This window comes from Streptomyces sp. NPDC002742 (assembly GCF_042888885.1).
GTDB lineage: Bacteria > Actinomycetota > Actinomycetes > Streptomycetales > Streptomycetaceae > Streptomyces.
Map to the genome: position 1 here is coordinate 251,218 of NZ_JBIAQF010000008.1, position 23,515 is coordinate 274,732.

18 protein-coding genes are annotated in these 23,515 nt (G+C 69.7%); 7 read left to right on the plus strand and 11 right to left on the minus strand.

Annotated elements, in window-relative coordinates:
* Window positions 1-64: 64 nt before the first annotated feature.
* The gene (gene dnaE / locus ACFYW8_RS16875; protein ID WP_389074760.1) at window positions 65-3,604 is read right to left on the minus strand and encodes a DNA polymerase III subunit alpha; all 3,540 of its coding nucleotides are present in this window, start codon (window positions 3,602-3,604) and stop codon (window positions 65-67) included.
* A 266-nt stretch (window positions 3,605-3,870) separates the two neighbouring features.
* Here dnaE and ACFYW8_RS16880 point away from each other — a divergent pair, with 266 nt between their 5' ends.
* The 5 genes from ACFYW8_RS16880 (at window position 3,871) to ACFYW8_RS16900 (ending at window position 9,204) form a co-directional block, all read left to right on the plus strand.
* Window positions 3,871-5,199 (plus strand): DUF2252 domain-containing protein, encoded by a 1,329-nt coding sequence (locus ACFYW8_RS16880; RefSeq protein ID WP_389074764.1) that lies wholly within the window; start codon window positions 3,871-3,873, stop codon window positions 5,197-5,199.
* Window positions 5,200-5,318: 119 nt separating this feature from the next.
* Window positions 5,319-6,005 (plus strand): hypothetical protein, encoded by a 687-nt coding sequence (locus ACFYW8_RS16885; RefSeq protein WP_389074769.1) that lies wholly within the window; start codon window positions 5,319-5,321, stop codon window positions 6,003-6,005.
* A 177-nt stretch (window positions 6,006-6,182) separates the two neighbouring features.
* A complete protein-coding gene (locus ACFYW8_RS16890) occupies window positions 6,183-7,001 on the plus strand; it encodes a thioredoxin domain-containing protein (protein WP_389074774.1) in 819 nt (272 codons plus the stop codon).
* A gap of 92 nt (window positions 7,002-7,093) precedes the next feature.
* A complete protein-coding gene (locus tag ACFYW8_RS16895) occupies window positions 7,094-8,752 on the plus strand; it encodes an alkaline phosphatase D family protein (protein ID WP_389074778.1) in 1,659 nt (552 codons plus the stop codon).
* 101 nt (window positions 8,753-8,853) lie between these two features.
* Complete coding sequence (locus tag ACFYW8_RS16900; RefSeq protein WP_365881990.1) at window positions 8,854-9,204, plus strand: hypothetical protein; 351 nt, start codon at window positions 8,854-8,856, stop codon at window positions 9,202-9,204.
* Between the two features lie 120 nt (window positions 9,205-9,324).
* Here the strand turns inward: ACFYW8_RS16900 and ACFYW8_RS16905 are convergent, their stop codons facing one another.
* Window positions 9,325-9,894, minus strand: a complete 570-nt coding sequence (locus ACFYW8_RS16905; protein WP_365881992.1) for a dienelactone hydrolase family protein — start codon at window positions 9,892-9,894, stop codon at window positions 9,325-9,327.
* Between the two features lie 274 nt (window positions 9,895-10,168).
* Here ACFYW8_RS16905 and ACFYW8_RS16910 point away from each other — a divergent pair, with 274 nt between their 5' ends.
* The gene (locus ACFYW8_RS16910) at window positions 10,169-11,320 is read left to right on the plus strand and encodes a mechanosensitive ion channel family protein (protein ID WP_389074786.1); all 1,152 of its coding nucleotides are present in this window, start codon (window positions 10,169-10,171) and stop codon (window positions 11,318-11,320) included.
* A gap of 47 nt (window positions 11,321-11,367) precedes the next feature.
* On the opposite strand, the gene ACFYW8_RS16915 is transcribed toward ACFYW8_RS16910, so the two are convergent.
* From ACFYW8_RS16915 to ACFYW8_RS16935, 5 genes are all read right to left on the minus strand, one after another.
* Window positions 11,368-12,954 (minus strand): Na+/H+ antiporter, encoded by a 1,587-nt coding sequence (locus tag ACFYW8_RS16915; RefSeq protein ID WP_365881997.1) that lies wholly within the window; start codon window positions 12,952-12,954, stop codon window positions 11,368-11,370.
* 79 nt (window positions 12,955-13,033) lie between these two features.
* The gene (locus tag ACFYW8_RS16920; RefSeq protein ID WP_389075142.1) at window positions 13,034-13,504 is read right to left on the minus strand and encodes a GNAT family N-acetyltransferase; all 471 of its coding nucleotides are present in this window, start codon (window positions 13,502-13,504) and stop codon (window positions 13,034-13,036) included.
* 38 nt (window positions 13,505-13,542) lie between these two features.
* A complete protein-coding gene (locus tag ACFYW8_RS16925; protein ID WP_389074793.1) occupies window positions 13,543-14,487 on the minus strand; it encodes an RluA family pseudouridine synthase in 945 nt (314 codons plus the stop codon).
* Window positions 14,488-14,661: 174 nt separating this feature from the next.
* Window positions 14,662-15,285 carry a signal peptidase II gene (lspA, locus tag ACFYW8_RS16930; RefSeq protein ID WP_365882001.1) on the minus strand — a complete coding sequence of 208 codons (624 nt, stop codon included), beginning with the start codon at window positions 15,283-15,285 and terminating at the stop codon, window positions 14,662-14,664.
* Window positions 15,286-15,410: 125 nt separating this feature from the next.
* Window positions 15,411-16,280: a TraR/DksA C4-type zinc finger protein gene (locus ACFYW8_RS16935; RefSeq protein ID WP_389074800.1), complete on the minus strand. Its 870-nt coding sequence runs from the start codon at window positions 16,278-16,280 to the stop codon at window positions 15,411-15,413.
* A gap of 582 nt (window positions 16,281-16,862) precedes the next feature.
* Here ACFYW8_RS16935 and ileS point away from each other — a divergent pair.
* On the plus strand, window positions 16,863-20,006 hold the full coding sequence (gene ileS, locus ACFYW8_RS16940) for an isoleucine--tRNA ligase (protein ID WP_389074803.1): 3,144 nt from the start codon (window positions 16,863-16,865) through the stop codon (window positions 20,004-20,006).
* 316 nt (window positions 20,007-20,322) lie between these two features.
* Here ileS and ACFYW8_RS16945 read toward each other — a convergent pair whose 3' ends face one another.
* The 4 genes from ACFYW8_RS16945 to ACFYW8_RS16960 form a co-directional block, all read right to left on the minus strand.
* Complete coding sequence (locus ACFYW8_RS16945) at window positions 20,323-21,627, minus strand: DivIVA domain-containing protein (protein WP_389074808.1); 1,305 nt, start codon at window positions 21,625-21,627, stop codon at window positions 20,323-20,325.
* A 55-nt stretch (window positions 21,628-21,682) separates the two neighbouring features.
* The gene (locus ACFYW8_RS16950; protein WP_365880094.1) at window positions 21,683-21,970 is read right to left on the minus strand and encodes a YggT family protein; all 288 of its coding nucleotides are present in this window, start codon (window positions 21,968-21,970) and stop codon (window positions 21,683-21,685) included.
* Between the two features lie 54 nt (window positions 21,971-22,024).
* A complete protein-coding gene (locus tag ACFYW8_RS16955; RefSeq protein WP_365880092.1) occupies window positions 22,025-22,666 on the minus strand; it encodes a cell division protein SepF in 642 nt (213 codons plus the stop codon).
* A 129-nt stretch (window positions 22,667-22,795) separates the two neighbouring features.
* Window positions 22,796-23,515 (minus strand): YggS family pyridoxal phosphate-dependent enzyme, encoded by a 720-nt coding sequence (locus ACFYW8_RS16960; protein WP_365880090.1) that lies wholly within the window; start codon window positions 23,513-23,515, stop codon window positions 22,796-22,798.

Consider the following 23,515-nt stretch of genomic DNA (forward strand, 5'->3'; position numbering starts at 1 on the left):
GTACCGGATGCGCCCCTCGGTGCGTGGTGTTCCCCTTGTACGGCCCCGCCCGGCCGTGCGGTCGTCAGCCGGCCAGGCAGGACGGGCCGAGCAGCACCTTCAGATCACCGAAGAGGGCCGGGTCCGGCTTCACCCGGTGCCGGTCGAGGCGCAGCACCGTGGTCTTGCTCGGGCCCTGGAGCCTGATGCGGACCTCGCTCTCGCCCTTGTGGTGGCTGAGGATCTCGCCGAGTCGGCTGACCATGGGCGGGGTGACCTTGAGCGCCGGGATGGTGAGGATCACGGGTGCGTTGGTGCCCGCGTTCGACAGGTCGGGGACCTGGAGCTCCATCGCGACCAGCCGCGGCACGTCCTCGCGCTTGTCGAGGCGCCCCTTGACGAAGACGACCGCGTCCTCGACGAGCTGGGTCGACACCAGCTGGTACGTCGCCGGGAAGAACATGCACTCGATGGAGCCCGCGAGGTCCTCCACGGTGGCGATCGCCCAGGCGTTGCCCTGCTTGGTCATCTTGCGCTGCAGGCCCGAGATGATGCCGCCGATGGTCACGACCGCGCCGTCCGCGTGCTCGCCCCCGGTGAGCTGGGAGATGCCCGCGTCCGCCTTGTCGGACAGGACGTGCTCCAGGCCGAAGAGCGGGTGGTCGGAGACGTACAGGCCGAGCATCTCGCGCTCCTGGGCGAGCAGGTAGACCTTGTCCCACTCGTCGGTGGTGAACTCCACGTCGAGTCCGAAGCCGGGCTCGCTGGTGTCCTCGTCACCCATGCCGCCGAAGAGGTCGAACTGGCCCTCGGCCTCCTTGCGCTTGACCGCCACCACGTTGTCGATCATCGGCTCGAACTGCGCGGTGAGGCCCTTGCGGGTGTGCCCCATCGTGTCGAACGCGCCGGCCTTGATCAGTGATTCCGTGGTGCGCTTGTTGCAGGCGACCGCCTCGACCTTGTCGAGGTAGTCGGGGAAGGAGGCGTACTTCCCCTTGGCCTTGCGGCTGCGGATGATCGACTCCACCACGTTCGTACCGACGTTGCGGACGGCGGAGAGGCCGAAGAGGATCACGTCGTCGCCCTGGGCGGCGAAGTTCTGCTCGGACTCGTTCACGTTGGGCGGCAGCACCTTGATGCCCATGCGCCGGCACTCGTTCAGGTAGACGGCCGACTTGTCCTTGTCGTCCTTGACCGAGGTGAGCAGCGCGGCCATGTACTCGGCCGGGTAGTTCGCCTTCAGATAGCCGGTCCAGTACGAGACCAGTCCGTACGCGGCGGAGTGCGCCTTGTTGAAGGCGTAGCCGGCGAACGGGACCAGCACGTCCCACAGGGCCTGGATCGCCTCGTCGCTGTAGTCGTTCTTGCGGGCGCCCTCCTGGAAGAGGACGAAGTTCTTCGCCAGCTCGTCGGGCTTCTTCTTGCCCATCACGCGGCGCAGGATGTCGGCCTCGCCGAGCGAGTACCCGGCGATGATCTGGGCGGCCTTCTGGACCTGCTCCTGGTAGACGATCAGGCCGTAGGTGACGGCCAGGACCTCTTCCAGCGGCTTCTCCAGCTCCGGGTGGATCGGGGTGATCTCCTGGCGCTTGTTCTTGCGCTCCGCGTAGTTGATGTGCGAGTTCATGCCCATCGGGCCCGGCCGGTACAGGGCCGAGACGGCGGAGATGTCCTCGAAGTTGTCGGGCTGCATCTGGCGGAGCAGCGAGCGCATCGGGCCGCCGTCGAACTGGAAGACACCGAGGGTGTCACCGCGGCAGAGCAGTTCGAACGTCTTGGGGTCGTCCAGCGGGAGGGCGAGCATCTCCAGGTCGACGCCCTTGTTGGCCTTCACCATCTTGATGGCGTCGTCCATGATCGTCAGGTTGCGCAGACCCAGGAAGTCCATCTTCAGCAGGCCCAGTGACTCGCACTGGGGGTAGTCCCACTGGGTGATGGTCACGCCGTCGGTGTGCCGCACCCAGATGGGCGCGTGGTCGACGATGGGCTCGCTGGACATGATCACGCCGGCGGCGTGCACGCCCATCTGCCGGACCAGGCCCTCGACGCCCTTGGCGGTGTCGATGACCTTCTTCACGTCCGGCTCGTTCTCGTACATCCCGCGGATCTCGCCGGCCTCGCTGTAGCGGGGGTGCGAGGAGTCGGTGATGCCGTTCAGGTCGATGCCCTTGCCGAGGACGTCGGCGGGCATCGCCTTGGTGAGCCGGTCACCCATCGCGTACGGGTAGCCCAGCACGCGCGCGGAGTCCTTGATGGCGTTCTTCGCCTTGATCTTGCCGTACGTGCCGATCATGGCGACCTTGTCGGCGCCGTACTTCTCGGTCACGTACCTGATCACCTCGACGCGCCGACGCTCGTCGAAGTCGATGTCGACGTCGGGCATGGAGACGCGCTCGGGGTTCAGGAACCGCTCGAAGATCAGGCCGTGCGGGATGGGGTCGAGGTCGGTGATGCCCATGGCGTACGCGACGATCGAGCCGGCCGCGGAGCCACGGCCGGGGCCGACCGCGATGCCCTGCTTCTTGGCCCACATGATGAAGTCGGCGACGACGAGGAAGTACCCCGGGAACCCCATCTGGATGATGACGTCCATCTCGTACTCGGCCTGCTTCTGGCGGTCGTCGGGGACGCCGCCGGGGAAGCGGCGCTCCATGCCGAGGCGCACCTCCTCCTGGAACCAGGTGACCTCGGTGAAGCCGTCCGGGATGTCGAACTTCGGCATGAGGTTCTTCGCCTCGAACATGCCGGTGGTGTCGATCTTCTCGGCCACCAGGAGGGTGTTGGCGCAGCCCTCCTGCCAGGCGTCCGAGGAGTCGACGGCGTACATCTCGTCCGTCGTCTTCAGGTAGTAGCCGGTGCCGTCGAAGCGGAAGCGGTCCGGGTCCGAGAGGTTCTTGCCGGTCTGGATGCACAGCAGGGCGTCGTGGGCGGTCGCCTCGTGCGCGTACGTGTAGTGCGAGTCGTTCGTCACCAGGGGCGGGATGCCGAGCTTCTTGCCGATGTCCAGGAGCCCGTCGCGGACCCGGCGCTCGATCTCGATGCCGTGGTCCATCAGCTCGAGGAAGTAGCGGTCCTTGCCGAAGATGTCCTGGTATTCGGCGGCCGACTTCAGTGCCTCGTCGAACTGGCCGAGGCGGAGCCTGGTCTGGAGTTCGCCGGAGGGGCAGCCGGTGGAGGCGATGAGCCCCTCCGACCACTTGGAGATCGTCTCCTTGTCCATCCGGGGCCACTTCTGGAGCCAGCCCTCGGCGTACGCGTCCGAGGAGAGCTTGAAGAGGTTGTGCAGGCCGGTCCGGTTCGACGCCCAGATCGTCTTGTGCGTGTAACCGCCCGAACCGGACACGTCGTCGCGCTTCTGGTGCGGCTGGCCCCACTGGATCTTGCGCTTGTTGCGCCGGGACTCCGGGGCGACGTACGCCTCGATGCCGATGATCGGGGTGACACCCGCCTTCTTCGCCGTGTGGAAGAAGTCATAGGCCCCGTGGAGGTTGCCGTGGTCGCTCATCGCGATATGGGTCATGCCCATCTCGTTGCAGGCGTCGAACATGTCCTTGAGCCGCGCGGCACCGTCCAGCAGCGAGTACTGGGTGTGGACGTGCAGGTGCGTGAACGGCGGCTTCGACACGGTTTCGGCCTCCAGGAAGAACCATGGGTGACAGGCTGCGAACAGTCTGGGGGGTCAGCGTCGAAGTCTATGACGCCGGACTGACACTCGGCGGAGGATCATCCGTACCTTCATGCGGGGGCGCGTGATCCGGGTGGGCGTTCGCCGCCGGAACCCGGGCACTCCCGCGTATCTTCGTCCGTTGGAAGTGGACGGACCCCCTTGTCCCCGGGGCGGCGCGCCCGCCCTGTCAGCCACGCACCACCTGCACCAGGAGGCACCCAGCGATGTCGGTCCCGCAGCTCAGCGCCGAGCAACGCGGCGAGCAGATCCTCGCCGTCTTCGACACCGCCTTCGGCGAGCTCCTGGCCGCCGACCCGGCCGCGTTCCGCGTGAAGTTCCGCAAGATGGCGGCCTCCGCGTTCGCGTTCTACCGCGGCACCGCGGCGCTCTTCTACCACGACCTCGACCAGGACCGGCGGGGCGGCCCGTACCTGGACGAGCGCACCTCGCGCGTGTGGATCCACGGCGACCTGCACGCGGAGAACTTCGGCACGTACATGGACGCCCAGGGCCGTCTGATCTTCAACGTGAACGACTTCGACGAGGCCTACGTCGGCCCCTTCACGTGGGACCTCAAGCGCTTCGCCGCCTCCGTGGCCCTCATCGGCTACGCGAAGGCGCTCAGTGACGAGCAGATCACCGAGCTGGTGCGGGTGTACGCGGCCGCCTACCGCGAGCGCATCCACGCGCTCGCCACCGGCGCCAAGAGCGACGAGGTGCCGCCCTTCACGCTGGACACCGCCGAGGGCCCGCTGCTGGACGCGCTGCGCGACGCCCGGTCGCTGACCCGCTTCGGGCTGCTCGACTCGATGACGGAGATCCGTGACTTCGAGCGCCGCTTCGCGCCGGGCGGCGGCTCCATCGAGCTGGACGCCGCCACCCGGTACAAGGTCCTCGCGGCCTTCGACGGCTATCTGGAGACTCTGCCGGAGTCCTCGCTGACCCGCCCGGACTCGTACCGTGTGAAGGACGTCGTGGGCCGCCGCGGCATCGGCATCGGCTCGGCCGGCCTGCCGTCGTACAACATCCTCCTGGAGGGCAACAGCGACGCCCTGGAGAACGATGTGGTGATCTACATCAAGCAGGCCCAGACCCCGGCCGTCTCCCGGCACATCACGGACTCCGCGATCCGCGGCTACTTCCAGCACGAGGGCCACCGCACGGTGATCTCGCAGCGCGCCCTCCAGGCACACGCCGACCCGTGGCTGGGCTGGACCGAGCTGGACGGGGCCGGCCAGCTGGTCGCCGAGGTCTCTCCGTACGCGGTCGACCTGGACTGGGGCGACATCGACGACCCCGAGGAGATCGCCGCGGTCGTCGCGGACCTCGGCCGGTCCACCGCCACGATGCACGCCGCGGCGGACGACGAGAGCGGCCACTCGGAGCTGGTGCCGTTCTCCACCGAGCGGGCCATCGACGCGGCCATCGCGGCCGACGAGGACGGCTTCGCCGACCTCCTGGTGGACTTCGCCCACGGCTACGGCACCCGCGCGCGCGGTGACCACCAGATCTTCGTGGACCTGTTCCGCAACGGACGGATCCCGGGACTGTAGGCCGCACGGCCGGCCGCGGGGCTGTGATCCACGCGACCGGTCGTCTCACAACGCTCCCGTAACGCACAGGAACCCTTTAGGGGGCGCTTACGGGAGCACGTGGGAGACTCGCCTCCGCTATGGACATATCCGGGACCCAGCTCAGAGCCGTACGCGCGGCCGTGTTCACGGCCGTCGTCGTGACGCTCTCCGCCGCGTCGCACGTGCTGCTGTCCCGGATGCCGCTGCCGCTGACCACCGTGGCCACGATCACCGCCGCCGTCTTCGCGCTCTCCTTCGCGCTGGCGGGCCGTGAGCGGGGATTCGGCCGGATCGCCGCGCTGCTCGTCCCGCTGGAACTGGCCGCCGACACCGTGTTCACCACGGGCCAGCACGTCTGTTACGGCAGGACGGGCGGCCCGGTCGCGGGCCCGCTGCGCTCGGTCGGCCTCGACGTGCTGTGCGGCGGCGGCAGCGTGGGTTCCCCGCTGTCCCGGGTGACCGGCGGCGCCCCCGACCGTGCCGCCGCCCTGCTCGCGCACGCCGACCCGGCGGCCGCGTGGCTGCTGCTCGGCGCGCATGTCAGCGTCGGTCTGCTCGCGGCCGCCTGGCTGCGCCGCGGCGAGCGCGCCCTGGACCAGTTGCTGCGCGCGGTGGCCGCCTCGACCTTCCGGCCGCTGCTGCTCGCGGTCGCCGCGGTGACCGTACGGCTCGCCCCGGTCCGTCCGCTGCCGCGCACCGAACGCCGGCCGACCGCCGCCCGTACCCGCCTGTTCGTGCACTCCCTGGGACGCCGCGGACCGCCCCGCCCGGCCGTTCTCGTCTGAGCGACGACTCCTGAGCCACGCCCCCTTGAGCGACCGCCCCAGGGCCACGGCTCACCCGCCACACCTCCGTGCGACGGCGTCTGAACGAAACGTTCCCGAGAACAGCCCTGAGCACCAGCAGCCCCCCTTACGTATTCCGCGTACCACGTGTGCGCGTCCCCGATGGAGATCACCACTATGAGCAAGCGGAACAGCCAGGCGTCGAAGACGGCGGCGCGCGAGAAGCTGCGCGTCGAGCGCGAGCGGCAGGCCAAGCGCGACAAGATCAAGCGCCAGGCGATCGTGGCCGGCTCCCTCGTCGCGGTCCTCGCGATAGCGGGCGGCATCGGCTACGCGGTCGTGCAGAACAACAAGCCCAGTTACTGGGAGGGCCTGAAGGACGCCAAGGTCGTGGCGCCGGCCAACTCCACGGGCACCAAGGGCACCACCGTCGTCATCGGCAAGGCCACCGCCAAGAAGACCCTCAAGGTCTACGAGGACCCGCGCTGCCCCGTGTGCGCCAGCTTCGAGCAGACCGTCGGCGCGACCGTCAAGAAGGACCTCGCCGACGGCAAGTTCAAGATCCAGTACGTCGGCGCCACCTTCATCGACAGCAAGGACAACGGCCAGGGATCCAAGAACGCCCTGAGCGCCCTGGGCGCCGCGCTGAACGTCAGCCCCGAGGCGTTCGCCGAGTACAAGAGCGCGCTCTACTCGGCGAAGTGGCACCCGGAGGAGACGACGGACAAGTTCAAGGACGACGCCTACCTCATCAAGGTCGCGAACACCGTCTCCGCACTGAAGAACAACACGCAGTTCCAGGACGCGGTCAAGAAGGGAACCTACGACGCCTGGGCCGTGGCCATGTCGAAGACCTTCGACGACAACAAGGACGGCGTGACCGGCACCCCGGGCTTCGTCATGGACGGCAAGCAGCTCACGGCCGACGGCCAGAGCACGCCGCTCCTGACGGTGGCCGACTTCGACAGGGTGGTGGGCGCGGCTCTCAAGGGCTGACGCCGGCAGGGAATCCAGCCTCCGCGTGAAGAGCGGGCGAACTTTCCGGGTTCGCCCGCTCCGGCGTGTACTGATCAGTAACCTGATCGCTCGTGACCAGTCGACTCAGATCTTCCCAGAGCGCCAACTCCCTCTCGCCCCGCCGCCGTACGGTCGTCAAGGCCGCGGCCGCGACCGCCGTCCTGGCCGGCCCGCTGGCCTCCGCGCTGCCCGCCCGCGCCGCCGAGGCGCCCGCCTTCCTGCACGGCGTCGCCTCCGGTGACCCACTGCCCGACGGCATCCTGCTGTGGACCCGGGTGACGCCCGCCTCCGAGGCGGTACCGGGATCCGGCCTCGGCCCGGACACCGAGGTGAGCTGGACCGTCGCCAGGGACAAGGCGTTCACCACGATCGTCGCCAAGGGTTCCACCCTCGCGACGGCCGCCTCCGACCACACCGTCAAAGCGGACATCCGCGGTCTCGCTCCGGCCACCGACTACTGGTTCCGGTTCTCGGCGGGCGGCACCGACTCGCCTCCGGCGCGCACCCGCACCGCGCCGGCGGCGGACGCCGCCGTGCCGGGACTGCGCTTCGGCGTGGTCTCCTGCGCCAACTGGGAGGCCGGCTACTTCTCGGCGTACCGTCACCTCGCGGCGCGGGGCGACCTGGACGCCTGGCTGCACCTCGGCGACTACATCTACGAGTACAAGTCCGGCGACTACGGGACCCGCGGCACGGTCGTACGGCCGCACTCCCCCGCCAACGAGATCCTCACCCTCGCCGACTACCGCACCCGGCACGGCCGTTACAAGACCGACCCGGACCTTCAGGCCCTGCACCACAAGGCGCCGGTCGTCGCGATCTGGGACGACCACGAGTTCGCGGACAACTCCTGGTCGGGCGGCGCGGTCAACCACACCGAGGGCGCCGAGGGCGCCTGGACGGACCGTCAGGCCGCCGCGAAACAGGCCTACTTCGAGTGGATGCCGGTCCGCCCCGCCATCGCCGGCACCACCTACCGCAGGCTGCGCTTCGGCAAGCTCGCCGACCTCGCGCTGCTCGACCTGCGCTCCTTCAGGTCGCAGCAGGCGTCCACGGCGAGCGGATCGGTCGACGACCCGGACCGTACGATCACCGGCCGCGCCCAGCTCGACTGGCTGAAGTCCGGGCTCAAGGCCTCGGACACCACCTGGCGGCTGGTCGGCAACTCCGTGATGATCTCGCCGTTCGCGGTGGGCTCCCTCTCCGCCGACCTGCTCAAGCCGCTCGCCAAACTGCTCGGTCTCCCGCAGGAGGGCATCGCCCTCAACACCGACCAGTGGGACGGCTACACGGACGACCGCCGCGAACTGCTCGCACACCTGCGCTCCAACGCCATCCGCAACACGGTCTTCCTGACCGGTGACATCCACATGGCCTGGGCCAACGACGTGCCGGTGGACGCCGGCACGTACCCGTTGTCCGCCTCCGCCGCCACGGAGTTCGTGGTCACCTCGGTGACCTCCGACAACCTCGACGACATCGTCAAGGTCCCCGAGGGCACCGTCTCCGCCATCGCCTCCCCGGTCATCCGCGCGGCCAACCGTCACGTCCACTGGGTCGACACCGACCGCCACGGCTACGGCGTCCTGGACATCACCGCCGACCGCGCGCAGATGGACTACTACGTGCTCTCCGACCGCACGAACCCGAACGCGACCTCGTCCTGGGCCCGTTCGTACCGCACGCGCAGCAACACGCAGAAGATCGAGCGGACATACGACCCGGTGTAGAGAAAAATCTTGGGTTCCGCCGAAATGGTCTTGATAGTGTCGAACGCGCTGGCGGATCACCGAACTGGTGTTCCGTCAGCTCTACCCACGATTGGAGTCAAATGGCCACCCCCCAAAGTGTCCTGACGAAGACCGCGGTGCTCGGCGCCGCCCTGGCACTCGCCGGAGTCACCGCCACATCCGCCGAAGCCCAGGAGGCCAAGGCGGCGGCACCGGCGTACGTCAACCTGACCACGGCGGAAAGCTCCCCGATCTACGCCCAGCCCACTTCCTCTTCGACCAGGTTCCGCACGGAGCCGCGGGGCACCACCCTGCGGATCCAGTGCTCGACCACCAAGACCCCTTCGGGGGAACGGTGGTTCAGGATCTACAACTCCAAGCCGACGAGCTGGGTGTGGTCCGCGCACTTCCCGTCACAGGTGCACCCGCCCAAGGAATGCTTCCCGGGCTAGGGTCTCCGACGTTGCGCGGCGCCGTCGCAGCCGGTCGGCGGTGAACAGCCAGGCCCGGGTCGTCCGACGGACGACCCGGGCCTGGCTGTCGGAAGACTGTCGCCCCGTCGCGGTGAACCGCTAGAGCGACTCGAGGAAGCCGAGTGCCACCTTCCAGGTGGCCTCGGCCGCCTCGGCGTCGTAGTCGGGCAGGCCTGGGTCGGTGTAGAGGTGCCCGGCGCCCGCGTAACGGTAGATCTCCACGTCGGCGCCGGTTCTCTGCATCTGGAGGTACCAGGCGCTCAGCCAGTCGTCCGTCTCGAACTGGTCGGGCTCGGCGACATGCAGCTGGACCGGGAGTTCGTCCACCGACGCGCTCTCGGCGATGTCCGACGTGCCGTGCAGCAGGAGCAGCCCGCGGGCCTTCTCGTCGCCGAGTGCCAAGGTCTGGCCGATGGAGGCGCCGAGGGAGAAGCCGGCGTAGACCAGGCCGCGCTCGGAGTAGGGCGCGGCGGCCAGGACCGCCCGCTTGAGCAGCTCGTCCTTGCCGGTCTCGTCGCTGAAGGCCATGCCCTCCTCGACGGTCTCGAAGGTGCGCCCCTCGAAGAGATCGGGCGTCCACACCTCGTGTCCCGCGGCCCGCAGCCGGTCCGCCGCCGCGCGCACCGCCGGCCGGAGACCGTAGGTCGAGTGAAAGAGCATGATGTTCATGCGTCCCATTGTCCCCGTCACCCGGCCCGGACAGCGCCGGCGGCCGTCAGGGCCCGTGCCGGACGAGGGGACAATGCCCGTGCCGGGTACCGAGGACCGGCCCGTGCCGGGTACCGAGGACCGGCCCGTGCCGGGTGCCGAGGACCGGCCCGTGCCAGGTGCCGAGGACCGGCCCGGCCCGTGGTGGAGACACCCCGCGCCGGGTCGCGCTGATACCCCGTTCCGCTCGGAGAACACATGTTCATGACGCCCATGGCCGGTTACGTTCTCAGGCATGGAGAACGTACTGCGCCCGGTGATCGTCGTCGGCGGCTCGGTCGTGCTCACGCTGCTCATCGGGTGGTCCGTGGACCGCCTGTTGCGTCGGGCGGACGACCGGCACAGCGAGACCTCCCTGTGGGGTCTGCTCCGCCGCGGCCGTGTCCCCTTCCAGCTGGTCCTGTTCGCGGCTCTGCTCAGAGGCTCGTACGACCAGGCGAAGCTGCTGGTGGAACACCGGATCGGCATCGGCCGGACACTGACCCTGATCCTCATCGGCGCCGCCGCCTGGCTCGTGGTGAGCATCGCCACGGCGGTCGTCGAGACCTCGTACACCCGCTACGCGAACGCGCACCGCGATCCGGCGCGGGTCCGCCGGGTCCGCACCCAGGTCGCGCTGATCCAGCGGGTCGTCACGGCGGTCGTCGGCGTGGTCGCGATCGCCGCGATGCTGCTCACCTTCCCGGCGATGCGCGCGGCCGGGGCCTCGCTGCTGGCCTCGGCCGGGATCCTCGGCATCGTCGCCGGTGTCGCCGCCCAGTCCACGCTCGCGAACCTCTTCGCCGGACTGCAGATCGCCTTCGGGGACATGGTGCGGCTCGGCGACACCGTGGTGGTCGACGGCGAGTGGGGCACGGTGGAGGAGATCACCCTGACGTTCCTGACCGTGCGGACGTGGGACGAACGCCGGATCACCATGCCGGTGTCGTACTTCACGTCCAAGCCGTTCGAGAACTGGTCGCGCGGCACCCCGCAGATGACCGGCATCGTCTTCCTGCACGTCGACCACTGCGCTCCGGTGGAGGCGATGCGCGGGAAGCTGCGCGACATCCTGCGCGAGTGCCCCGCCTGGGACGGCCGCGACTACGGCCTCGTCGTCACCGACTCGACGCCCAACACCATGCAGGTGCGCGCCCTGGTCACCGCTAAGGACGCGGACGACATCTGGAAGGTACGGGTCACCGTCCGCGAGGGGCTGATCCGCTGGCTGACCGAACAGCACCCCTACGCGCTGCCCCGCGTCAACACGGCCGACGCGGTGCTGCCCCCGGGGCGGATCGGCCGCCAGGAGCGCGCGGAGCCGGACGGCGCGGACGGCGTGGCGGCCCGCGCGAACCACGGCCGCCACACCCACGAACCACCCCGGACGGGCCCGGGCCGCGGCTGACCCCCGGATCCCGGGGACCGAGGGCCGCCCTCCGGTCCCCGGCCGGATCAGCGGAGGCTGCGGACGTCGAGGTGTCTGAGGACCCGGTCCACGATCTCCGGGTCGGCCCCGGGCTCGCTCCGCGCGGACAGCACCTCGTGCCGGGCCGCGCTCATCATCTCCCCCTGGATCCGCCGCATCCGCTTCATCCGCCTCACCCGCTGCAGGTGTGCGTCGCGCCGCTCCTCGTCCCCCATGTCGGGGCTGATCCGCACGCCGATCTCGAAGGCCCGGCGCAGCAGTTGCTCGGAGACCTCCTCCGGCAGCTCCTCCACCTCCTCGATCTCCCGCAGCCGCCGCTTCGCGGCCTTGGCGGCCCGTACCGCCAGCTCCTTCTCGAAGGCCTTCTCCACGTCCTCGTCGGCCCGCACCCCGAGCCTTCGGACCAGCCACGGCAGGGTGAGCCCCTGGATCACCAGGGTCGCCATGATCACCCCGAACGCGATGAACACGATCTCGTCCCGGTCGGGGAACGGCGACCCGTCGTCCATCTTCAGCGGGATCGCGAGAGCCAGGGCCACGGAGGCCACCCCGCGCATCCCGGCCCACCACATGACCACGGTCTCCCGCCACGACGTCGGGATCTCCTCGTCGTAGTCCCGCTTGGCGTGCAGCCGTTTGGTCAGCCAGGTCGCGGGCAGCAGCCACGCCAGGCGTACGAGCACGACCACGACCACGATCGTGGCGGCCCAGCCGAGCATCTCGCCCCAGCGCCCCGCCGCCGTACGGATCGCGTTGTGGAGTTCGAGCCCGATGAGCCCGAAGGCGACGCCGGTGACGAGCGTGTCCACCACGTCCCAGACGGTCGACCCGGCGAGCCGGGTCATGACGTCGTCGGCGTCGGTGGCGTACTCCGCGAGGAACAGCGCGGTGGTGAGCACGGCGAGCACCCCCGACCCGTGCAGTTCCTCGGCCAGCACGTACGCGGCGTACGGCACGAGCAGGGTCAGCCCGATCTGGAGGGTGGCGTCTCCGACGATCGTCATCAGTCTGTTCGCCGCCCATCCGAGGGCGACTCCCATGGCGAGCGCGACGACGGCGGAGAGCACGAGGTCGAGTCCGGCCCGCCACGGCGAGAAGCTCCCGCTGACCGCGGCGGCGATCGCGACGTGGTACAGCACGATGGCCGTCACGTCGTTGAAGAGCCCCTCGCCCTCCAGGATCGACACCAGCCGGCGCGGCAGGCCCAGCTGTCCCGCGACGGCGGTCGCCGCGACCGGGTCGGGGGGCGCCACCAGCGCGCCGAGCGCGAAGGCGGCGGCGAGCGGCAGGCCCGGCACGATCGAGCTCGCGACCGCGGCCACGGCCAGCGTGGTGACGAACACCAGAGCCACGGCGAGCAGGAAGATCGGACGTCTGTTCGCCGCGAACTGTCTCCACGAGGTGCGCCGCACCGCGGCGTACAGCAGCGGCGGCAGCAGCGCGGGCAGGATGAACTCCGGCGGGATGTCCACGTTCGGGACGAAGTCCAGCACGGCAAGCACCATGCCGAGCAAGGTCATCAGGACCGGCGCGGGAAGCCCGAACCGCTCTCCCACCGGGACACTGATCACGGCCCCGAGCAGCAGCACGAACAGCAGGGCCAACTGATCCACGGTCAGCGCTCCGGCGGGGTCTAGACGATCACAGGCGAACCAGACCCCAAGCGTGCCACGCGCCTACGGCAATCCCCGCTCACAGGGCCTTGCGCATCGCGCGGTGCGGCATTCCGGCGTCCGCGAACTCCGGGCCGTACGCCACGTACCCGAGCCGCTCGTAGAACCCCAGCGCGTGGGTCTGCGCGTGCAGGTCCACGGCGGCCAGGCCACGCGCGCGGGCCGCGATCTCGATGGCACGGACGAGCGCGGCGCCGACGCCGAGCCCGCGCGCCTCGCGCGTCACGGCGAGCCGCCCGAGCGAGCCGACGGTCAGGTCCCCGCCCGCCTTCGCCGCGGCCGCCGCACCCTCCAGGAGACGCCCGGTGCCGAGCGGTACGCCGTCCTCGCGGACCGCCAGCACGTGCAGGGCGCCGGGGTCGTACGCGTCGTACTCGATGTCCTCCGGGACGCCCTGCTCGCCGACGAAGACGTCCTTGCGCACCGCGAAGCAGGCCTCACGGTCGGCGGCGTCCTCGGCGACCCGCACCTCGTACGCGATGCCTCGCACCACCGGGGCGACGTCCGCCGCCCCGTCCGGACCGCCGCTCACGCGTAGCTCTCCTCACGGACCCTGTCGAGCGCCTTCTGCAGGTCCTCGGGGTAGTCGCTCTCGAACTCCACCCAGCGCCCGTCCCCGGGGTGCTCGAAGCCGAGCCGCACCGCGTGCAGCCACTGGCGGGTGAGACCGAGGCGCTTGGCGAGCGTGGGGTCCGCGCCGTAGGTCAGGTCGCCGACGCAGGGGTGGCGGTGGGCGGCCATGTGGACGCGGATCTGGTGGGTGCGCCCGGTCTCCAGCTTGATGTCGAGCAGGGAGGCGGCACGGAACGCCTCGACCAGGTCGTAGTGGGTGACCGAGGGCTTGCCCTCGGCCGTGACCGCCCACTTGTAGTCGTGGTTCGGGTGGCGTCCGATGGGTGCGTCGATGGTGCCGCTGGTCGGGTCCGGGTGGCCCTGCACGAGCGCGTGGTAGCGCTTGTCGACCGTGCGCTCCTTGAACTGGCGCTTGAGCGACGTGTACGCGTACTCCGACTTGGCGACCGTCATCAGGCCCGAGGTGCCCACGTCGAGGCGGTGCACGATGCCCTGGCGCTCGGCGGCGCCGGAGGTCGAGATCCGGTAGCCGGCGGCCGCGAGACCGCCGATGACGGTCGGTCCCGACCAGCCGGGGCTGGGGTGCGCGGCGACACCGACGGGCTTGACGATCACGAGCACGTCGTCGTCGTCGTGGATGATCTCCATGCCCTCGACGTGCTCGGCGACGATCTGGACGGGCGCGGGGGCCCCGGGCATCTCGACTTCGAGCCAGGCGCCGCCGTGCACCCGCTCGGACTTGCCGACCACCGAGCCGTCGACCGTGACCTTCCCCGCCGCGGCGAGCTCTGCGGCCTTGGTACGGGAGAAGCCCAGCATGCGGGAGATGGCGGCGTCGACACGCTCGCCCTCCAGGCCGTCGGGCACGGGCAGGGTGCGGATCTCGGGAACGGTGCTCACCCGTCGAGTATGCCGGACTGCTCGGACACCACCGGACCACGGACCGAACGCCAGTGCCCGGGGAGGGCCGCCCGACGGCCGGTACGCGGGCCGCGAGCGCCCGGCCGGCGGGTCTGTCCGACGGCCCGTGCGTCAGTCCTTGTGGACCGCGTCTCAGTTTTTGCGGACCGCGTCTCAGTCCTTGTGGACCGTGCCGTCCGGGTCGAGGCCCCGGAAGGAGAGCAGAACGATCAGGATGCCGCCGCAGACGATCGCCGAGTCGGCGAGGTTGAAGACGGCGAAGTGCTTGGGCGCGATGAAGTCCACGACCGCGCCCTGGAACACGCCGGGCGAGCGGAAGATCCGGTCGGTCAGGTTGCCGAGCGCGCCGCCCAGCAGCAGGCCCAGGGCGATGGCCCACGGCACGCTGTACAGCTTGCGGGCGAGCCGGGCGATGACGACGATCACCGCCGCCGCGATCACCGTGAAGATGATCGTGAACGCCTGACCGAAGCCGAAGGCGGCGCCCGCGTTGCGGATCGCCTCCAGCTTCAGCCAGTCCCCGATGATCTCGATCGAGTCGTGGTGCTCCAGCTTCGCCACCACGACCATCTTGCTGACGAGGTCAAGGGCGTACGCCAATACGGCCACCGTGAAGAGCACGGCGATCCTGCGCTTGCCCCTGGGCCGCTCGGCCGGGGCCGGCGCGGCGGCGCCGGACCGGTCGCCGGACGCCGCGTTCCCGTCGGACTGCTCCGGCCCGGCCCCCGCCGCCCCTGGAATGTCCGGCGTACCGATGATGCGCTCCGCCTCTGCCACGTGAGTGAGTCCCTCGACCTAGGTTCCTGACTGAGGACGAGGGTACGGCACACGCTCCCGGGCCCACAGGCTCAGGAGCTCCCGCCGAACGCGAGGCGGTGGCGTTCCCGCGCGGTCCCCGGGATTCAGTGCCTGCGTTCCTGCTTCTGCTTGCACTCGACGCAGAGGGTGGCGCGCGGGAAGGCCTGCATACGGGCCTTCCCGATGGGGTCGCCGCAGTTCTCGCAGAGCCCGTAGGTGCCCGCGTCGAGGCGGTCCAGGGCGCGCTCGGTCTGCTCCAGCATTTCGCGCGCGTTCGAGTTGAGCGCCATCTCGTGCTCGCGCGTGATGTTCTTCGTACCGGTGTCCGCCTGGTCGTCACCCGCGCCGTCGCCCGAGTCCCGCATCAGGCCCGCGAGAGCCTCCTCGGACGACGAGATCTCGGTACGCAGCCGCAGCGCCTCCGACTGCAGCTCCGCGCGGGCCTCCCCGGCCTCCTCCGGGGTCCACGGGTCCTCCCCCGGGCGTACCGCGAGCTCTCCGGGCTCCACCGCGGCGATCCTCGCCTTGGGGACCGCGGTGGCCTTCTTGGCGGCCGTGGCCGTGCCATGGGTCTTCTTCGCAACCACCGTCGTGGCTCCCGTCGTGTTCGCGGCCTCGGCCGCACCCTGGGCCGCGGAAGCGGCCGTCTTCTTGGCCGTGCCGGTGCTCTTCCTCGCCGTGCCGGTGCTCTTCTTGGCCGCGGACTTCCCGGGCGCGGGCTTCCTCGCCGCTGCCGCCGCCTTCTTCGCGGTGGTCTTCCTGGCGGCCGGCTTCTTGGCCGACGCCTTCGGGGACGCGGTTTTCAGGGACTCGGTCTTCGGGGACGCCGATTTCGTGGCAGTCGTCTTCAAGGACGTCGCCTCGGCTGTCGCGGGGGCCGTCCGCGCGTTCTTCTTCCCACCCTCGTTCCTGGCCGCCGCACTCGTGGATCTGCCGGACGCCGACTGCTGTACGGCGGTCTTCTTCGCCACCATGGCCGCGGCCCCTTCACATATTGTGATCTTGCTCGCGAATCGTGCTGGGACGATAAATCGACTTCTGGCCCGCGGCAACGGGGCCCGCCCACGATTCGCCCGCCCCGCGAGCCCCGCGCGGCGAGTCTGCATGCGTTGTGCCCAGCTCCCCGCCGGGTAATCCGCCGGGCCCGCCGTCCCGGGATCCGGACCCGCTCGCCTCGCCATTCGGGTCACCGCGCAGGCCACGGAGGTGCCCGGGAAAACCGGTCGGCCGCCGTCCCCGGGGCGCCGTACACTGGGCGGAGCGAGAAGCGTGGATGGGGACGAGTAGCGGCGTAAGCGGCCAGGAGCGACCCGGGGGCGGTGGAAGCCCGGGGGCCGGCGCGACGCGAAGATCACCCCGGAGCCGCCGGAAGAACACCCCTCTGGGGCCAGTAGACCCGGCATCGCGACCCCAATGAGGGGGCTCACCGATGCGAACGGCGCACCGGGGAGCCAAGGAGGGTGGTACCGCGGGAGCGCGCCGCACACGGCGTCCGTAGCAACACGGCTCTCGTCCCTCCGACGGAAGGCAGAAAGTCCGTTGGAGGAAGCTCGCCGATGACAGCGCCGACGTACCGCCAGGTGCCCGCCCAGGTCGACCTGCCCGCCCTCGAGCACGCCGTGCTCGACTTCTGGCGCGAGCAGAAGATCTTCGCCAAGAGCCTTGAGCAGTCCGAGGGCCGACCGGAGTGGGTGTTCTACGAAGGTCCGCCCACCGCCAATGGCATGCCGGGCGCCCACCACATCGAAGCGCGCGTCTTCAAGGACGTCTTCCCGCGCTTCCGCACCATGCGCGGCTATCACGTGGCCCGCAAGGCCGGCTGGGACTGCCACGGCCTCCCGGTGGAGCTCGCGGTCGAGAAGGAGCTCGGCTTCACCGGCAAGCAGGACATCGAGGCGTACGGCATCGCCGAGTTCAACGACCGGTGCCGCCAGTCCGTGACCCGCCACACGGACGCGTTCACCGAGCTGACGAACCGCATGGGCTACTGGGTCGACCTCGACGACGCCTACCGGACCATGGACCCCGAGTACATCGAGTCCGTGTGGTGGTCGCTCAAGGAGATCTTCAACAAGGGCCTGCTGGTCCAGGACTACCGTGTGGCGCCCTGGTGCCCGCGCGACGAGACGGGCCTGTCGGACCACGAGCTGGCCCAGGGCTACGAGACCATCGTCGACCCCTCCGTGTACGTCCGTTTCCCGCTCACCTCCGGTCCGCTGGCCGGCCGGGCCGCGCTCCTGGTGTGGACGACCACGCCGTGGACGCTGGTCTCCAACACCGCGGTCGCCGCCCACCCGGGCGTCACCTACGTCGTCGTGACGAACGGCGAGGAGCAGCTCGTCGTCGCGCAGCCGCTCGTCGAGAAGGCGCTCGGCGAGGGCTGGGAGACCACGGGCGAGTCCTTCACGGGTGCCGAGATGGAGCGCTGGACGTATCAACGTCCGTTCGAGCTCGTCGAGTTCCCCGAGCCCGCCCATTTCGTGGTCAACGCCGAGTACGTGACGACCGAGGACGGTACGGGTCTGGTCCACCAGTCCCCCGCCTTCGGCGAGGACGACCTCAAGGTCTGCCGCGCGTACGGCCTCCCGGTCGTGAACCCGGTCCGCACCGACGGCACCTTCCAGGAGGACGTACCGCTCGTGGGCGGCGTCTTCTTCAAGAAGGCGGACGAAAAGCTCACCGAGGACCTCCAGAACCGCGGCCTGCTCTTCAAGCACGTGCCGTACGAGCACAGTTACCCGCACTGCTGGCGCTGCCACACCGCGCTCCTGTACTACGCGCAGCCCTCCTGGTACATCCGCACCACAGCCGTCAAGGACCGTCTCCTGGAGGAGAACGAGGGGACCAACTGGTTCCCGGAGTCGGTCAAGCACGGCCGCTTCGGCGACTGGCTCAACAACAACATCGACTGGGCGCTCTCACGCAGCCGTTACTGGGGCACCCCGCTTCCGCTGTGGACCTGCGAGGAGGGCCACATCACCTGTGTCGGCTCGCGCGCGGAACTGTCCGAGCTGACCGGCACCGACCAGTCGGAGCTGGACCCGCACCGCCCGTACATCGACGCGGTGACCTTCCCGTGCCCGCAGGACGGCTGCGGCGTGACGGCGACGCGCGTCCCGGAGGTCATCGACGCCTGGTACGACTCGGGTTCGATGCCGTTCGCGCAGTGGGGCTACCCGTACAAGAACAAGGAGATCTTCGAGAGCCGCTACCCGGCGCAGTTCATCTCCGAAGCCATCGACCAGACCCGCGGCTGGTTCTACACACTGATGGCCGTCGGCACCCTGGTGTTCGACAAGTCCTCGTACGAGAACGTGGTGTGCCTCGGCCACATCCTCGCCGAGGACGGCCGCAAGATGTCCAAGCACCTGGGCAACATCCTGCAGCCGATCCCGCTGATGGACCAGCACGGCGCCGACGCGGTGCGCTGGTTCATGGCGGCCGGCGGCTCCCCGTGGGCGGCCCGGCGCGTGGGCCACGGCACCATCCAGGAGGTCGTCCGCAAGACGCTCCTCACCTACTGGAACACCGTCGCCTTCCAGGCGCTGTACGCCCGCACCACCAACTGGGCGCCCAGCGAGGCCGATCCGGCTCCGGCCGACCGCCCGGTCCTCGACCGCTGGCTGCTCTCCGAACTCCACGCGCTCACCGACCAGGTGACGCAGGCTCTGGAGGCGTACGACACCCAGCGCGCCGGAAAGCTCCTGTCGGCGTTCGTCGACGATCTCTCGAACTGGTACGTCCGCCGTTCCCGCCGGCGCTTCTGGCAGGGCGACAAGGCCGCGCTGCGCACGCTGCACGAGGTCGTGGAGACGGTCACACGGCTGATGGCCCCGCTGACCCCGTTCATCACCGAGCGGGTCTGGCAGGACCTGGTGGTACCGGTCTCCCCCGACGCCCCCGAGTCCGTGCACCTGTCGACCTGGCCGGAGGCGGACCTGTCCGTCATCGACCCGGAGCTGTCGCGCCAGATGGTGCTCGTACGCCGTCTCGTCGAGCTCGGGCGGGCCACGCGCGCGGAGTCGGGCGTCAAGACCCGGCAGCCGCTGTCGCGCGCGCTGATCGCCGCGACGGGCTTCGCGACGCTCGACACCGAGCTGCACGCGCAGATCACCGAGGAGCTGAATGTGAGTTCGCTCGCCTCACTCTCCGAGGTCGGCGGCTCACTGGTCGACACCACGGCGAAGGCGAACTTCCGCGCGCTGGGCAAGCGCTTCGGCAAGGGCGTCCAGGATGTGGCGAAGGCCATTGCCGGGGCCGATGCCGCCGCCCTGTCGCTCGCCCTGCGCGAGGGCACCGCGTCGGTCGAGGTCGGCGGCGAGACCGTCACCCTGGCCCCGGACGAGGTCATCATCACGGAGACCCCGCGCGAGGGCTGGTCGGTGGCCTCCGACTCCGGCGCGACCGTCGCCCTCGACCTGGAGATCACCGAGGAGCTGCGGCAGGCGGGCCTGGCCCGTGACGCGATCCGGCTGATCCAGGAGGCCCGCAAGAACAGCGGCCTCGACGTCGCCGACCGCATCGCGCTCCGCTGGACCTCCACGGACCCGGCGGTCGTCGCGGCACTCGGCGAGCACGCCGGTCTCATCGCCGACGAGGTCCTCGCCACGGACTTCGCCCAGGGAGAGGCCGACGGCGCCTACGGGGAGCCGTTCACGGACGAGGGCCTGTCCCTGGTGTTCCGCCTCCGCAAGGCGTAACGAGGACCGGCACACCCGCACCGAAGGCCCGGTGCCACCAGGATTTCCTGGTGGCACCGGGCCTTCGGCGTTGTGCGCCTCTGTGACGAGCGCCGCGCACACCCCGGCGCCGCGCACACCCCGTACGAGCGCGGCCACCAGGGACCCCGCAGGAGCACGGCTCCGCGCCCCGAGTGCACGCCTCCACCCATTCCCGTACAGGCGCCGCCCCCGGACTCCGTACCAGCCCCTGGTGGACCGCGCAAAAGGGCGAGGCCCCCGGAATCCGGGGGCCTCGCCCTGAACGCTGCCGACGCCTAAGGCGTGCTCATGGCCGTCAGTTGTCGTCCTCGTCGATGAGGAACCCGCGCATCGGCGAGGGCGCCTGCTGCATCGGCGACGGGCCCTGGGGCCGCACCGGAGCCATCGGCTGGGTCATCGCGGGCGACATCTGCTGCTGACCGCCGTAGGACGGTCCCGCCTGAGACGGTCCACCCATGCCCGGGTTGCCTCCGTAGGACGGCGCACCGGCGCCTGCGGGAGCCATGGAGGGCGCGGAGGACGGCGGCAGGGACGCCGTGGCCGGGTTACGCGGCGGGGCGAGCGAGTCGTCCGCCTGCGTCTCCAGCTGGCGCAGCTGCGACTCCAGGTAGGACTTCAGACGCGTGCGGTACTCGCGCTCGAAGCCACGGAGGTCCTCGACCTTGCGCTCCAGCGTGGCGCGGGCGGACTCCAGGGAGCCCATCGCGACGCGGTGCTTCTCCTGCGCGTCCCGCTCCAGGGCGTCGGCCTTGGCACGGGCGTCGCGCTCCAGACCCTCGGCGCGGCTGCGGGCCTCACCGACGATCTTGTTGGCCTCGGAGCGCGCCTCGGCGATCGCCTGGTCGGCGGTCTGCTGAGCCAGCGAGAGGACACGGGCGGCACTGTCGCCACCGGGGCCCTGCTGCGGCATCTGCTGACCGTGACCGCCCATGGGACCGCCCATCGGGCCACCCATGGGACCGCCCATCGGGCCGCCCATCTGCTGCATCTGCTGCATCTGACCGGGGCCCTGGCCCATCGGGCCCTGACCCATCGGACCCTGGCCCATCGGGCCCTGACCCATCGGACCCTGACCCATCGGACCCTGACCCATGGGGCCCTGGCCCATCGGACCCTGACCCATCGGACCCTGACCCATGGGGCCCTGGCCCATCGGACCCTGACCCATGGGGCCCTGGCCCATCGGACCCTGACCCATGGGGCCCTGGCCCTGCTGACCGCCCTGGCCGCTGGGGCCCGCGGGCAGCTGCGGCGCACCGCTCGGGAGCTGAGGCGGGCCACCCATGGGGCCGCCCATTCCCTGCGGCGGGCCCGATATGCCGGCGGGCACAGGAGCGCCGGGCCCCCGCATACCCTGCGGCGGGCCCTGCTGGTCCTGCTGCTCGGGCGGTTTGCGCATACCCTGCTGCTGCTGGTTCTGCGCGGCCGCGCGCGTGGCGGCGGCCAGCTTGGCGCGCAGGTCCTCGTTCTCGCGGAGCAGGCGAGTCAGTTCGGCTTCGACCTCGTCGAGGAAGGCATCGACCTCGTCCTCGTCATAGCCTTCTCGGAGGCGGACGGTCGTGAACTGTTTGTTCCGCACGTCCTCGGGGGTCAACGGCATCTCTTCACCTCAACGTAGTCGTCGGCATTCGGCAAGACCGTATCGTTCACATCGCTCACATCACGTTCTGCGCAAGTCTGATCAGGATGTAGACGATGATCATCAGTACGAAGAAGGACAGGTCAAGCGCCACGCCCCCGAGACGCAGCGGCGGAATGAACCGCCGCAGAAGCTTGAGCGGTGGATCGGTGACAGTGTAGGTGGCCTCCAGAACGACCACCATCGGCTTGCCGGGTTGCCATGAGCGGGCGAACTGGAAGACGTAGTCCATGACCAACCGGAAAATCAGCACGATGAGGAAGCACATCAGCGCGAAGTAGAAGACCTGCCCGACCACGCTCATGATCTCGTGCTTCCCTCTCCCCTGTTTCCCATGCGGTGTTTCCGGTCATGCGTCTCAGCTCTGGTTGAAGAACCCGCCCTCTGCGATGCGGGCCTTGTCCTCCGCCGTGACATCGACGTTAGCAGGCGACAACAGGAACACCTTCTGCGTCACCCGCTCGATGCTGCCGTGGAGACCGAACACCAAACCGGCGGCGAAGTCGACAAGTCGCTTGGCGTCAGTATCGTCCATCTCCGTCAGGTTCATGATCACCGGGGTGCCCTCGCGGAAGTGTTCCCCGATGGTACGGGCCTCGTTGTAGGTCCGGGGGTGCAGCGTGGTGATCCGGTACGGCTCTCGTTCCGACACGACCTTGGGCATGATCACCGGGGCGTTCTTCTCCAGGCTCTGACGTTCTTGTGTGATGGACGCCACGGGGGCGATGCGCGCCGGACGCCCGGACTCCGCGGCGAGCGAGGCGGAATGCGGCACCGGGTCACGCTGCGCCGGGGGCTGTACCACTCGTACCGATTCATCCCGTTGGGGCGAGTGCGCCTGATGTGACTGGTGCGGCGGTTCATGCCGTCGCCGGTCCCGCTCGGGTTCCGGGTCGAGCTCGGGCTCGAAGTCGTCGTCGGGGTCGAATCCTCTGCCGTCGTACCCATCGTCCTCCACGAGGCCGAGGTAGACCGCCATCTTGCGCATCGCGCCGGCCATGCTCTGAGTCCTCCGCTCTGTGGTGGATCGGCTGACGAATTGCCAAGTGCCCGCGATCCACGAGGTCGTTATGCCCGCCTTTGGCGGAAATGACCATATTTTCTGCTGTGGTCCGACTTCTTGGCGACGTTACCCGAGGCCGGGTCGGACTCCGAGTACCGCAGTACCGACGCGTACATGTGTCGCTCCGGCCGCCACAGCCTGTTCGAGGTCCGAGCTCATCCCTGCCGAGACCATGTTCGCAGCCGGATGGGCCCTGCGCAGGACAGTCGACAAATCCATCAGCCGCTCGAACGCCAGTTGCGGGCGCCCCGCGTACTCGCCGGTGAGCGGAGCGACGGTCATCAGTCCGTCGAGACGGAGTCCCGGGGCCCTCGCGACGAGGTCGGCCAACTCCCCGACACCGCCGACCCCTACACCTCCGCGCTCACCCCGGCCGCTCTCCTGCGCGTCCAGCGCGACCTGGATGAGGCACCCCACTTCGCGTTCCGCCCGCACCGCTTCCTTCGACAGGGTCGCAACGAGCCGGGAGCGGTCGACGGACTGTACGAAATCCGCATAACCGACCACAGAACGCACCTTGTTGGTCTGCAATTGACCGACAAAATGCCACAACAGCGGCAGATCCGAGCACTCCGCGGCCTTGGGTGCCGCGTCCTGGTCCCGGTTCTCGGCCACGTGACGGACGCCGAGTTCCGACAGGATCCGCACATCACTCGCGGGATAGGTCTTGGTGACCACGACCAGGGTCACCTCTTCGCGCTTGCGTCCGGCGGCCGCGCAGGCCGCCGCGATACGTTCTTCCACTTTCGCCAGGTTCGCGGCGAGTTGAGCCTTACGGTCCGTCAT